General features: G+C 60.7%; 9 protein-coding genes and 2 riboswitches. Of the genes, 2 read left to right on the top strand and 7 right to left on the bottom strand.

Going from position 1 to position 13,087, the window contains the following annotated elements; translation table 11 throughout:
• Window positions 1-843: hypothetical protein (locus JHD64_RS19575; protein WP_199055158.1), on the top strand; the 843-nt coding region annotated here is incomplete at its 5' end.
• A 114-nt stretch (window positions 844-957) separates the two neighbouring features.
• Window positions 958-1,416: a BLUF domain-containing protein gene (locus JHD64_RS19580; RefSeq protein WP_059286480.1), complete on the top strand. Its 459-nt coding sequence runs from the start codon at window positions 958-960 to the stop codon at window positions 1,414-1,416.
• Window positions 1,417-1,478: 62 nt separating this feature from the next.
• On the opposite strand, the gene JHD64_RS19585 is transcribed toward JHD64_RS19580, so the two are convergent.
• The 7 genes from JHD64_RS19585 to gcvT form a co-directional block, all read right to left on the bottom strand.
• Window positions 1,479-2,753: an O-acetylhomoserine aminocarboxypropyltransferase/cysteine synthase family protein gene (locus tag JHD64_RS19585; RefSeq protein ID WP_199055160.1), complete on the bottom strand. Its 1,275-nt coding sequence runs from the start codon at window positions 2,751-2,753 to the stop codon at window positions 1,479-1,481.
• Between the two features lie 169 nt (window positions 2,754-2,922).
• Window positions 2,923-3,597 (bottom strand): TetR/AcrR family transcriptional regulator, encoded by a 675-nt coding sequence (locus tag JHD64_RS19590; protein WP_059286478.1) that lies wholly within the window; start codon window positions 3,595-3,597, stop codon window positions 2,923-2,925.
• Between the two features lie 203 nt (window positions 3,598-3,800).
• A complete protein-coding gene (locus JHD64_RS19595) occupies window positions 3,801-5,384 on the bottom strand; it encodes an ABC transporter substrate-binding protein (RefSeq protein WP_199055162.1) in 1,584 nt (527 codons plus the stop codon).
• Between the two features lie 119 nt (window positions 5,385-5,503).
• Window positions 5,504-7,486, bottom strand: a complete 1,983-nt coding sequence (locus JHD64_RS19600) for a bifunctional diguanylate cyclase/phosphodiesterase (protein WP_199055164.1) — start codon at window positions 7,484-7,486, stop codon at window positions 5,504-5,506.
• 389 nt (window positions 7,487-7,875) lie between these two features.
• Window positions 7,876-10,728 carry an aminomethyl-transferring glycine dehydrogenase gene (gcvP, locus tag JHD64_RS19605; protein ID WP_199055166.1) on the bottom strand — a complete coding sequence of 951 codons (2,853 nt, stop codon included), beginning with the start codon at window positions 10,726-10,728 and terminating at the stop codon, window positions 7,876-7,878.
• A 247-nt stretch (window positions 10,729-10,975) separates the two neighbouring features.
• On the bottom strand, window positions 10,976-11,362 hold the full coding sequence (gene gcvH / locus JHD64_RS19610; RefSeq protein WP_062789780.1) for a glycine cleavage system protein GcvH: 387 nt from the start codon (window positions 11,360-11,362) through the stop codon (window positions 10,976-10,978).
• A gap of 92 nt (window positions 11,363-11,454) precedes the next feature.
• Complete coding sequence (gene gcvT, locus JHD64_RS19615) at window positions 11,455-12,543, bottom strand: glycine cleavage system aminomethyltransferase GcvT (protein WP_199055168.1); 1,089 nt, start codon at window positions 12,541-12,543, stop codon at window positions 11,455-11,457.
• A 41-nt stretch (window positions 12,544-12,584) separates the two neighbouring features.
• A riboswitch (glycine riboswitch) is annotated at window positions 12,585-12,691 on the bottom strand.
• Window positions 12,692-12,701: 10 nt separating this feature from the next.
• A riboswitch (glycine riboswitch) is annotated at window positions 12,702-12,794 on the bottom strand.
• Between the last annotated feature and the right edge of the window lie 293 nt (window positions 12,795-13,087).

Below are 13,087 nucleotides of genomic sequence, written 5' to 3' on the forward strand. Positions count from 1 at the left end.
CCCTTCCTGCATGCGGGGCTGCCGCTGCTGCTGGCCTGCGGGCTGATCGGCTGGTGGCTGAATTATCGCCGTTACCGGCTGATTGCCGACACGCCGACCGCCCATGCCGTTTCCGCGGCACTGGGCCATGTGGAATTGTGCGGCATCGCCCGCAATCACCCGCAGGCTGCCAATTACAGCCCCTATTCCGGCCGCCGCTGCGTCTGGTACCGCTGCTGGCGCTATCAAAATGACCGGCGCGGGCTGAATGACAGCCCGCTGGACCCTTTCGGCCGCGGCAACAGCCTGCCATCGCTACCGGAAAACTCCGAGCTTTCCTTCCTGCTGGTGGATGGCAAACAGGAGGTGATCGTCAATCCGGAAGGAGCAGAGGTGGTGGCTCCGCACCGCGAAAGCTGGCAGGAAGGTAGGGAAACGCTGGTGGAGGAATGGATAGACGAAGGCGACCCGCTCTATGTGCTGGGCCAGTTGCACAGCCAGGGAGGCAGCCGGCCCGATGTGCAGAGCTTCCGCCAGGATGTCGGCGCCAAGCTGGCGGAATGGAAACAAGACCAGCCCGCCCTGCTGCGCCGCCACGACCTGGATGGCGACGGCAAGATCAGCGAGCAGGAATGGCTGCTGGTCAGAGCCGCCGCCGAGCGCGAGGTGCGCCAAAACTACCAGCAGCTGGCCAGCACCCCGCCCACCCTGCACATCAGCAAGCCGGATGACGGCAAGCCCTACCTGATCAACACCCTGTCGCCCCGCCAGGTGGCACGCAGCTATCGCCTGCGCGCCTGGCTGCATGCCCTGGCCGGACTGATCAGCTTCATCCTCTGGCTGCACAGCGGCCTGTCGGCCTAGCCATGGCCGGCGCAGGCTTGCACTGCGACGAGTGCATGACAAGGCAATTCCACCTATCATTAAGCAGCCGGCATACCTCCGGCAACAAGAGCGCCACAGCGCCGGGAGACAAGCATGATCCGCCTGATTTATTCCAGCGCACTCAACCCCGCCTATGACGTGCAGGAGCTGCACGGCCTGCTGGCCAGCTACCGGGCGCGCAACCAGCGCATGGGCATCAACAGCCTGCTATTGCTGATGAACAAGGATTTCCTGCAGATGCTGGAAGGCGAGGAGGCCGCCGTTGACGAGCTGTATGCCTTCATCCAGCAAGACAAACACCATCTGCAGCTGACCCTGCTGTCGCGCGAAACGGTGAGCCAGCCCAGCTTTCCCGATCAAGCGCTGGTCTTCGTCGATACCGAGCAGCTGGCACGCAAGCTGGGCCACCCGGTACACCTGAGCAATATCGCGCCGCATGGCGAGCTGGACCATGCCGAACGCGCCAAACGCTTTGTGCAGGAATTCATCAATGGCAAATGGCACCATCACCTGCCCAATGGCCAGAACCCCCAGGTGGTGCATCGCCATTAGCGCTGCATGCTGACAAAAAAAGGCTGCCAGAGGCAGCCTTTCTATTGTTCAAGCGCGGCAAACTAGCTGGCCGCCTGCAGCGCCTGATCCACGTCGGCCAGAATGTCGTCGATATGCTCGATGCCGATGGACAGTCGAATCAGCTCCGGCCGCACCCCGGCCTTGAGCTGTTCTTCCGGCGACAGCTGGCGGTGGGTGGTGGAGGCCGGGTGGCAGGCCAGGCTCTTGGCATCGCCGATATTCACCAGACGGGTCACCAGTTGCAGCGCGTCGATAAAGCGGCCACCAGCCTCGATACCACCCTTGATGCCGAAGGACAGGATGCCCGATGCGCGGCCGCCCATGTATTTGTCCACCAGCGCCTTGCTGGGGCTGGAAGGCAAGGCGGCGTATTCCACCCACTCCACTGCCGGGTGGGCTTGCAGACGCTCGGCCACCTTCAGCGCGTTGTCGCAGATGCGGTCCAGGCGCAGGGCCAGGGTTTCGATGCCTTGCAGGATCAGGAAGGCATTGAACGGTGAAATGGCGGCGCCCATATTGCGCAGCGGCACCACGCGGGCACGGGCGATATAGGCCGCCGGGCCCAGTGCCTCGACATAATTGACGCCGTGGTAGCTGACATCCGGCGTATTCAGCCGCACAAAACGCTCTTTATGCTCGCCCCAGGGGAATTTGCCGGAATCGACAATAATGCCGCCAATGCTGGTGCCATGGCCGCCCAGGTATTTGGTGAGGCTGTGCACCACGATGTCGGCGCCATGCTCGAAGGGGCGGCACAGATACGGCGACGGCACGGTATTGTCGACAATCAGCGGCAGGCCGTGCTGGTGGGCCTGTTCGGCAAAGGCGGCAAAGTCCACCACATTGCCCAGCGGATTACCCACCGATTCGCAGAACACCGCCTTGGTCTTGTCATCCACCAGCTTGCTGATGGAGGCCGGGTCCTTGTAGTCGATGAAGCGTACTTCGATGCCCAGCTGCGGGAAGGTGTGGGCAAACAGATTATACGTACCGCCATACAGCGTGCTGGTGGCAATGATGTTGTCGCCGGCTTCGGCAATGGTCTGGATGGCATAGCTGATGGCCGCCATGCCGGAGGCCACCGCCAGCGCACCGATGCCGCCTTCCAGCGCAGCCACGCGCTTTTCCAGCACATCGGTGGTGGGGTTCATGATGCGGGTGTAGATATTGCCCTGCACCTTGAGGTCGAACAGGTCGGCACCGTGCTGGGTGCTGTCAAAGGCGTAGCTGGTGGTCTGATACAGCGGCACCGCCACCGCCTTGGTGGTGGGGTCCGGGCAGTAGCCGCCGTGCACGGCCAGTGTTTCCAGTTTCATCTTCTTCTCTCCTGTGGCTTTACGCCTGTTGCATATCGGTCTAACCATACCGATAGCAGGGAAAGAAGCCAAGCCGGATTTCCTGCAAAGCTTATGAATTAATGCGGCAGAAAAGCAAATGGCCAGTCGCAGACTGGCCATGGCCGGCAATACCGCTGACGGGAAAGCGCTAGACGGCAGGCAGCGCCTGGACCGGGGCCATGCTGGCCAGCACGCGCTCGAAGGGCTGGCGGAAACGGCTGGATACATAGGGCGCCAGGAAATACAGCAGGCTCAGACAGCCCTCGCGTGCCACCACCTGCGCCTCTTGCGGACAGCGGGCGATATCGGGCCGGGCAATCCAGCCGGTTTGCAACAGCTGGAAATTACGCGCCAGAAAGCCGATCTGCACATCATCGCCTTCCAGCATGCCCTGATCGCGCAGTTTGAAGAACAGCTTTTCCACGCCACGGCTGATCAGCCCGGCTTCGATCTTGCTGTAGCTTTCCTGTAGCGACTGATTGACTGAAAACAGGCTGGAAATGCTTTGCGGAATGAAGCGGAAGGTCCACAAATGACGCAATACCTTTTCCAGCAAGGACACCAGGCCCTCGATGGAGGCATTGACGCTCAGCTCGCCAGCGGCATTGAGATAATCGGCCATGCCCTTGGAGTAGCGCCGGTACAGCTCGTTGATGATGTCTTCCTTGCAGGCAAAGTGGTAGTACAGATTGCCGGTGCTGATGTTCAGATAACGTGCGATGTGATTGGTGGTGACGCTGCGCTCGCCCTGCTGGTTGAACAGCTGCAGGCTGGCTTCGACGATGCGGTCAAAGGTTGGACTTTTGCTTTCTTTGCGACTCATGGCAGGTTCTTCCCGATGTGCGGAACCCCGGGACAGACTGTTCCCGGCACCCGCTGTGTCCGTGATCGACAAACACCCCTGCATGATACCGCAAGCCGTCCTGACCGGCACGGCGATTGCCATGAGCAGCCCCTGGCGATGCAAAAAGGCAGCACAAGGCTGCCTGCATGCTGCGGGATTAAGGCCTTTGCTGGATTGACTCCCTACTGCACGCTCACCGTAGCAAAATTGACACGGCCAAACGGGTTGGCGACAAAGCCGGCCACTTCCTTGCGCTCCAGCACATAGGCGGTGGGGTGGGCCAGCGGCAGCCACAAGGCCTGGTCGCTGATCTGCTTTTGCGCTTGCAGGTACAGCTTGCTGCGCTGGGCAAAGTCGCTGGTTTTCTTGCCGTCGCTAATCAGCTTGTCCAGCTGCGGATTGCAGTAGCGGGCAAAGTTGGTACCGGACTGCACCGCCGCGCAGGAGAACTGCGGGGTAAGGAAGTTGTCCGGGTCACCATTGTCGCCGGCCCAGCCCATGAACAACAGGTCGTGCTCGCCGGCCTTGCCGCGCTTGATCAGCTCGCCCCATTCGATGACCTTGATCTGCGCCCGGATGCCCAGCTTGGCCAGATCAGCCTGCAACAGCTCGGCCCCGGCCTTGGGATTGGGGTTGAGCGTGCTGCCGCTGGGACGAACCCACAGCGTGGTGTCAAAGCCATTGGGATAGCCAGCCTGCGCCAGCAGCTTCTTCGCGCGCGCCAGGTCTTGCGGATAGGGCTTCACGCTCTTGTTGTAGCTCCAGGTATTGGGCGGATACGGCAGGGTGGCGGCGGTGGCGGTACCGTCGAACACGGTTTTCAGATAGGTGTTCTTGTCAAAAGCCAGGTTGACTGCCTGACGCACCAATACGTTGTCAAAGGGCTTGTGCTGGGTATTGATGGCGACAAAGGCGGTCATGAAGGCCGGGGTTTGCAGCACGCGGATCTTGTTGTCGCCCTGCACCGCCAGTACGTCCTGCGGCTTGGCGGAGAGCGCCAGCTGGCACTCGCCGGCCTTCAGCTTTTGCACGCGCACCGTGGCATCCGGGGTAATGGCATACACCAGGGCCGATACCTTGGGCTTGGCCCCCCAGTAAGCCGGGTTGGGCTGATAGCGCACCACGCTGTCTTTCTGGAAGCTGCGCAAAATGAAGGGCCCGGTGCCGATGGGCTTGCTGTTGAGCTCGGCCTGTTTGCCAGCAGCCTGCAGCTGCGCGGCATACTCGGCCGAATAAATCGAGGCAAAGCCCATGCTCAGCGTGGACAGGAAGGTGGCTTCCGGATAGTTCAGTTCAAAGCGTACGGTGTTGTCGTCCACTTTGCTGACCGCCTTGATCAGCTTGGGCAGCTGCATGGACTGGGCATGCGGATAGCCGTTGGCGGCGGTCTTGTACCAGGGATGCTCGGGATTGAGCATGCGCTGGAAGGTAAACACCACATCGTCGGCATTCAGCTTGCGCGTGGGTTTGAAGTAATCGGTACTGTGGAAGGCCACACCCGGACGCAGCTTGAAGGTGTAGCTCAGGCCATCGGCACTCACCTGCCAGCTGCTGGCCAGGCCCGGCTGCAGTTTGTGGCTGGCGGCATCGTATTCCACCAGCCGGTTCATCAGCACATCGGCCGAGGCATTGGTGGTCACCAGCGAGTTGTACTGCACCACGTCGAAGCCTTCCGGATTGGCGTCAGTACACACGGTAAGCGGTTTGGCGGCGAGCGCCAGCGGGCTGGCCAAGGTCAGGGCCAGCGCGAGGGTACGCAGAGTCATGTCGGTCTCCATGCGGGGGAAGGCCGCCATGCATGCGGGGCCCCGCCTGGGCATCAGCTTAAGGGAAGACGCGGCAAAATCAAATGACGCATTCCCGCTAAGCTTATTCGCCTGCGGCATCAGGCGGGAGCGGTGCTGTGCTCCAGCAATTCGTTGAAATGCGCCAGCGACAGCGGCCGGCTGCACAGATAGCCCTGGTATTGCTGACACCCCTGCTGCCGCAACCAGTCGAGCTGGGCGTGGTTTTCCACCCCTTCGGCCACCATATTCAGCGAGAGAATCCGACACAGGCTGGTGATCAGTTCCGGAATCGCCGAGCTTTGCGGCAAACCGGAAATAAAGGAACGGTCGATTTTCAGAGTATTGAGGGGATAGTTCTGCAAATAGGCCAGATTGGAATAGCCGGTGCCAAAATCGTCGATGGCCACGGCAAAGCCCATGGCGCGCAAGCTGGCCAGCGTATCCAGGGTGTGCTGGTCGTGTGCCAGCAGCAGCGATTCGGTAATTTCCAGTTCGATGCGCTGTGCCGGGCAAGCGCTTTCTTGCAGGATGCCCTGCAAGGACGCTGCTAACTGCGGGTCGCCAAACTGGCTGGCCGACAGATTGACCGAAACCTGCAACACCCTGCCCTGCGCTGCCCAGCGCGACAGCTGGCGGGCGACCTGCGCCAGTATCTGGCGGTCCAGCTCGCGGATCAGGCCGCTTTCCTCGCACACCGGGATGAAGCTGTCGGGAAACAGCAGGCCGCGTTCGGGATGCCGCCAGCGCGCCAGCGCCTCGGCGCCGATGATTTCGCCGGTGAAGCAATCCACCCGTGGCTGGTAGAAAGCCTCGAATTCACCGTTTTCCAGACCACGGCGGATTTCATACTCCAGGGCAAGCCGGGTTCGCGCCCGTGCATCCATCGCTTCGTCGTAGAACTGGATGCCGTTGCGGCCGGCATCCTTGGCGCTATACATGGCCAGATCGGCATGCCGCATATGGCCCTGGATATCCTCGGCGCCATCCTGGCACAGGCTGATGCCCACCGAGGCGGTCAGCCTGACCTCCTGCCCGCGCAGCCATAAGGGCCGCGCCAGCGCCTCGACAATGGCAGCGGCCAGCGCGGCAGCCTGCTGCTGCACTTGCGGCGCGCACAGCAGCACCAGGAATTCATCCCCGCCCTGTCGCGCCAGCTGCTGCGTGGGTGCCAGCAGTGCTTTCAGCCGCTCGCCCATCTGTACCAGCAGCAGGTCGCCAAAGGCATGGCCCAGGCTGTCGTTGATATTCTTGAAGCGGTCCAGGTCGATGCACAGCAAGGCAGCCTGCTCACCCTGGCGCTTGGCCTGCTGCAACAGGGCCGGATAGCACTGCAGGACAAAATTGCGATTGGGCAGACCGGTCAGTGTGTCGTGCATGGCCAGATAACGGGCGCGGGCTTCGGCATCTTTCAGTTCGCTGACATCCACTTCGCTGATCAGCACGGCGTCTTCGCCGGACACCGCATCGCGACAATGGCGCGCCGACAACTCGTGCCAGCGCTCGCCATGGCGGGTCATCACCTGCGCCACCAGCCGCCCCTTGCCCTGCTGCTGCAATTGCAGCTGCAACAGTTCACGGTCGGCGGCATGCAGCAGATGCCCCTGCCAGCTCTCGGCAGGATCAAGCACTTTTTCGCGCGCCGCCGGGTTGCGGTACAAGGCCGGACCATCGGCATGATAGAGGGTGATCAGCACCGGCAAGTGCAACAGCGCTTCGGCGCTGCGCAGGGTGTTCGGGTCGGCCTGCAATTCGCCCAGCGCCTCGCACAACATCATCATGCTGCCCTGATGGCGCAGGCCGCTGAACACCACTTGCAGGCTGCGTGGCTTGCCATTGGGATAGAGCGTCCACGATTCGGAGAACTCCATGCCGAATCGCTCGAAATCACTCTGGTACTGGCGCAGCCGGCGCGCCACCGATTCGGACATGTCGCGTCCCATGTCGCGGCTACGCAGCTCGTCCAGGGTAGTGGCATCCCACACCTTGAGCGCCTCGGCATTGGCCCAGTACACCCGCTGCCGGTCGATGTCGAACACCCATACCGGATGCCGCAGCCTTGCCAGCAAGGCAAAGCGTGCCATCGTTTCATCAGTAAGCGGTGTTGGCTCGTGCAGCATAGCGACTTTCAAGCTGGCCCAGACATCAATCTTGCTCTTGTGTTCATTGCATCCTCCCCCGGCTGCAGGAGGACGGCTATTCTAGCAACCATCCGCCATGTGACTGCTTTTTTTAAGATCAGTACTTAAAATAAATCACGCTATTTTTAACAGCACCTGGCTGACCGCGCAATTTTCTCATGACAAACAACTGATGCAGGATAGCGGACTCATGGCATAGAGTATTTGCTCCAAAGCAAAAACAACTGCTTAATCCTGGCAAAAACGCTGCATCTGACGGCAGGCCACCAAGAAAAAACCCCGCTGGCGCGGGGTTTTGGCATAAGCGGCGGGCAGCAGCCCGCACGGCTGATTTACAGATAGCTGTCGGTGCTGGGGCAGCTGCACACCAGGTTACGGTCGCCGTATACGTCGTCGATACGGTTCACGCTCGGCCAGAACTTGTTTTCCAGCACATAAGGCAGCGGGAACAGGCCGGTTTCGCGGCTGTACGGACGGTCCCAGTCGCCAGCAATGTCGGCCTTGCTGTGCGGTGCATTGCGCAGCGGGTTGTTGTCCGCCGGCCATGTGCCGTTCTGCACCTGGTCGATTTCCTGACGGATGGCGGTCATGGCGGCAATGAAGCGGTCCAGCTCGGCCTTGGGTTCGGATTCGGTCGGCTCGATCATCAGCGTGCCCGGTACCGGGAAGCTCATGGTCGGAGCGTGGAAGCCGTAGTCCATCAGGCGCTTGGCCACGTCCACCTCGGTGACGCCGCTGGCAGCCTTGAGCGGGCGCAGGTCGATGATGCACTCATGCGCCACACGGCCATTGGCACCGGTATACAACACCGGGAAATGCTCACCCAGCTTCTTGGCCATGTAGTTGGCGGACAAGAGTGCGTTTTCGGTGGCGGCTTTCATGCCCTCGGCACCCATCATGCGGATATACATGAAGGAGATGGGCAGGATGGAAGCCGAGCCGAACGGCGCAGCGGACACCGCAGTCTGACCGGCCACCGCACCCGGCACGTCAGCCACCACGTGGTTGGCCATGAACGGCGCCAGATGGGCTTTCAGGCCGATGGGGCCCATGCCCGGGCCGCCACCGCCGTGCGGGATGCAGAAGGTCTTGTGCAGGTTCATGTGCGATACGTCGGCACCGATATCAGCCGGACGGCACAGGCCCACCTGGGCATTCAGGTTGGCACCATCCATATACACCTGACCACCGTGGCTGTGGATGATGTCGCAGATTTCGCGGATCGGCTGTTCGAACACGCCGTGAGTGGACGGATAGGTAATCATCAGCGCCGCCAGATTGGCCGAATGCTGCTCAGCCTTGGCCTTGAGGTCGGCCACATCGACGTTGCCGGACTCGTCACACTTCACCACCACCACCTGCATGTTCATCATCTGCGCGGTAGCCGGGTTGGTACCGTGGGCGGATTGCGGAATCAGGCAGATATTGCGCTGACCTTCGCCACGCGCTTCATGGTAACGGCTGATGGCCAGCAGACCGGCGTACTCACCCTGCGCGCCGGAGTTGGGCTGCATGGAGATGGCGTCAAAACCGGTGATGGCTTTCAGCTGGGTTTGCAGGTCGTCAATCAGTTGCAGGTAACCGGCAGCCTGATCGCGTGGGGCAAACGGGTGCATATTGGCGAATTCCGGCCAGGTGATGGGAATCATCTCGCTGGTGGCATTCAGCTTCATGGTGCAGCTGCCCAGCGAAATCATCGAGTGATTCATCGCCAGGTCGCGGTTTTCCAGCTTCTTCAGGTAGCGCAGCATCTCGTGCTCGCTGTGGTGGGTGTTGAACACCGGGTGGGTGAAGAAGGCGGATTCTCGCTTGAGGCCGGCCGGGATGGCATCGGCAGCGGCGGCATCCAGCGCGGCGATGTCGGCATCCTTGCCGGTAAACAGCTGGATCAGCGTAGCCAGATCAGCCTCGGTGGCGGCTTCATGGAAAGCCACGCCCAATACGGTGGCGGACACGCGACGCAGGTTGTAACCGGCAGCCAGGGCGGCGGCGTAGATGGCATCGGCATTGGCCGCTTCCACCTGTACCGTGTCGTAGAAGCGGTCGAATACCAGCTTGCCACCGGCGCTTGTCACCGCATGGGCAAAGATGGCAGCCAGGCGGTGAATGCGGCTGGCAATGCGCTTGACGCCTTCGGCACCGTGGTACACCGCGTACATGCCGGCGATATTGGCCAGCAGTACCTGGCTGGTACAGATATTGGAGTTGGCCTTTTCGCGGCGGATGTGCTGCTCGCGGGTTTGCAGCGCCATGCGCAGCGCGGTCTTGCCCTTGGCGTCCACCGACACGCCGATGATGCGGCCCGGAGCCGAGCGCTTCATTTCATCCTTGAAGGCAAAGTAGGCAGCGTGCGGGCCACCATAGCCCATCGGCACGCCAAAGCGCTGGGTGTTGCCAATGGCCACGTCAGCACCCATTTCAGCCGGGGACTTCAGCGCCACCAGCGCCATGATGTCGGCAGCCACCACGGCCACACCACCCTTGGCCTTGACGGCGGCAATGTAGGGCGTCAGGTCGATCAGGTCACCCGCTTCACCCGGATACTGGAACAGTGCACCAAAGTAATCGCCATTACCGGCCTCTTCCGGATGGCCGGAAACCAGCTCGAAACCAAAGTACTTGGCACGGGTTTTCATCACATCCAGGGTTTGCGGCAGCACGCGGCTGTCGACAAAGAACTGCTCCGACTTGCTCTTGGACACACGGCGCGCCATGGCCATGGCTTCGGCGGCGGCGGTGGCTTCGTCCAGCAGCGAGGCATTGGCCATTTCCAGACCGGTCAGGTCCATCACCATTTGCTGGTAGTTGAGCAGCGCTTCCAGACGGCCCTGGGCAATTTCAGCCTGGTACGGGGTGTAAGCGGTGTACCAGCCCGGGTTTTCCAGCACATTGCGCAGGATGACGGTGGGGGTCAGCACCGGGTAGTAACCCAGGCCGATGAAAGACTTGTTGACGATATTGCGGCTGGCCACATCTTTCAGCGCGGCCAGCGCTTCGGCTTCCGGCACCGGGGACGGCAGGTCCAGCGCACGGTTCAGGCGGATGTCGGCCGGCAGGGTCTGGGCGACCAGATCGTCCAGCGAGGCAGCACCGATTTCGGCCAGCATGTCGCTGCGCTCGGCATCGGAGGGGCCGATATGGCGGGCAATGAATTCGCTACGGTTAAACAGGGAAGCAAGAGTCATGGTGGGTGTCCGGTAATGAAGAGCAGAACCAGAGAATCCATTCAAGATCTAGCGAGCTAGAGCGAGACAAGGCAAAAACGATCGATAAAAAATGGGGAAGCGGAATTTACACAGCGTAAATGAGCATTCCGTAAATCTTTTTAACGTCGTATCGCCCCATGTCTATTAGCCCAGCAGATATTGAGCGGGTTCTGAAAGTGAAAAAGCCCCGCGATGGTCAGCATCACGAGGCTTTGACAGCGTGCAATCAGGCGCCGATTTCCTTGGCGTAGCCAGCGGCATCCAGCAGGCTGTCCAGATCTGCGGCATTGGCCGGCTTGATCTTGAAGAACCAGCCAGCGCCATACGGCTCGCTGTTGGCCAGCTCGGGTGCGGCTTCCAGTTCGGCGTTCACTTCCAGCACTTCACCGGCGATCGGGGCGTATACGTCGGAAGCGGCTTTTACCGATTCCACCACACCGGCCTGTTCTTCGGCAGCCAGGTTGGCACCCACTTTCGGCAGCTCGACGAACACGATGTCGCCCAGCAGCTCTTGTGCATGTTCGGTAATGCCTACGGTAACGGAACCGTCGGCTTCCAGACGCAGCCATTCGTGGCTGGCAACGTATTTCAGTTCGGCAGGGATATTGCTCATGGATTGAATCTCCTCGGATTGATTGAACCGTTACGGGAGCGGGAAACGGCAAGCCAGCGACAAGGGCTGGCTAGCTGTATTCCGGCTCGCTGTTATTCGAAAACTTTCTTGCCGTTGCGCACGAACGGCATCTTCACCACGCGGACAGCGGTGAGCGTACCACGCAAATCCACCTGTGCGTCGGCACCGGTTGCGGCCGGTACACGGGCGATGGCGATGGAGTGCTTGAGGGTGGGCGAGAAGGTGCCGCTGGTGATGATGCCCTCACCCACGCCTTCCACGACCACTTTCTGGCCTTCACGCAGCACGCCACGGCCTTCTAGCACCAGGCCCACCTGCTTCATCGGCACACCGGCGGCCTTCTGGGCTTCCAGTGCCTTGCGGCCGATAAAGTCACGGCTGGCCGGTTCCCAGGCAATAGTCCAGCCCATGCCGGCCTGCAGCGGGGATACGGTTTCGTCCATGTCGTGGCCGTACAGATTCATGCCGGCTTCCAGACGCAGGGTGTCACGTGCACCCAGGCCGATGGGGGCCACGCCAGCGGACACGAGTTCATTGAAGAAGTTGATGGCCTCGCCAGCCGGAATCATGATTTCCAGGCCGTCTTCACCGGTATAGCCGGTTCGGGCAAAGAACCAGTCGCCTGCAGGCAAGCCCTGAAATACCTTGAGTGATTGAATGGCGTCGGCCAGTTGCGGCTTGACCGCACAGACCTTGGCAATGGCATTGGGGCCTTGCACCGCCAGCATGGCCAGGTCGCGACGTACATTGAGGGAGACATCAAAACCCGCCTTGTGGCTCTCCATCCAGGCCAGGTCTTTATCAGTGGTACCGGCATTCACCACCATGCGGTAGCCGTAGGAAGTCAGGTAGACAATCAGGTCGTCCACCACCGTGCCGTCTTCGGTCAGCATGCCGGAGTACAGGGCCTTGCCTTCGAAGGGCAGCTTGGCCACGTCGTTGGCAATCAGCTGTTGCAGCCAGGCTTTGGCATCGCTGCCGCTGATGTCGATCACGGTCATGTGGGACACATCGAACATGCCGGCGTCGCTGCGCACGATCTCATGTTCCTTCAGCTGGGAGCCGTAATGGATGGGCATTTCCCAACCGGCGAAATCAACCATCTTGGCGCCGGCGGCGACATGAGCGTCAAACAGGGGGGTACGTTTCGGGGCCGTCATCTGTGCGTCCTTGCAAAGGGGGTGTTTTGCCTGTCTTGGTACAACACCCCTCTGTCCTGACACCTGAGATTTTCCGGCGGGCGTTTTCAGCCGCCGTTAGCCCCTTCGGTGGCTGCCTCTACGGGCAGCGCTCTCCAGAGTAAAGCAGATACGTGATATCCGATGATGCAGTCCTTTTGCCTGAGCGATTGCGGGTGCGCTTGCGCCTTCGGCGGTGGCCGCGATTGGCCACTCTCTCCTGCATGATGGGGGCGATTATCGTTGCAGATAAAGACAAAGGCAAGCCAAGAATATCTTCACGCGAAGTGATCTATCCTGTTGTTTTTGCATTATTTTCATAAGCGAAAAAATACGAATGAAAATAATGTCACAATTTATTCATTATTGATCAGGCATAACAAAAGGGCTGCCATGGCAGCCCTTGTTCACAACACCGCAATACCTCTACCCGCTCAGTACCACTCAATCCCGGCCTTCTCGGTGGAGATGATGGTGCCGGCTTCGCCCTTCACGATCTTCTCGATGTCTTCCAGCGCGCCAATCA

This window comes from Aquitalea sp. ASV15, from assembly GCF_016429115.1.
GTDB classification, from domain to species: domain Bacteria; phylum Pseudomonadota; class Gammaproteobacteria; order Burkholderiales; family Chromobacteriaceae; genus Aquitalea; species Aquitalea magnusonii.

What these genes read in the sequence shown, in the direction of transcription:
- JHD64_RS19580 (WP_059286480.1), top strand. Translation starts at nt 958, where the DNA reads ATGATCCGCCTGATTTATTCCAGCGCACTCAACCCCGCCTATGACGTG.
- JHD64_RS19585 (WP_199055160.1), bottom strand. Translation starts at nt 2,753, where the DNA reads ATGAAACTGGAAACACTGGCCGTGCACGGCGGCTACTGCCCGGACCCC.
- JHD64_RS19590 (WP_059286478.1), bottom strand. Translation starts at nt 3,597, where the DNA reads ATGAGTCGCAAAGAAAGCAAAAGTCCAACCTTTGACCGCATCGTCGAA.
- JHD64_RS19595 (WP_199055162.1), bottom strand. Translation starts at nt 5,384, where the DNA reads ATGACTCTGCGTACCCTCGCGCTGGCCCTGACCTTGGCCAGCCCGCTG.
- JHD64_RS19600 (WP_199055164.1), bottom strand. Translation starts at nt 7,486, where the DNA reads ATGGCACGCTTTGCCTTGCTGGCAAGGCTGCGGCATCCGGTATGGGTG.
- gcvP (WP_199055166.1), bottom strand. Translation starts at nt 10,728, where the DNA reads ATGACTCTTGCTTCCCTGTTTAACCGTAGCGAATTCATTGCCCGCCAT.
- gcvH (WP_062789780.1), bottom strand. Translation starts at nt 11,362, where the DNA reads ATGAGCAATATCCCTGCCGAACTGAAATACGTTGCCAGCCACGAATGG.
- gcvT (WP_199055168.1), bottom strand. Translation starts at nt 12,543, where the DNA reads ATGACGGCCCCGAAACGTACCCCCCTGTTTGACGCTCATGTCGCCGCC.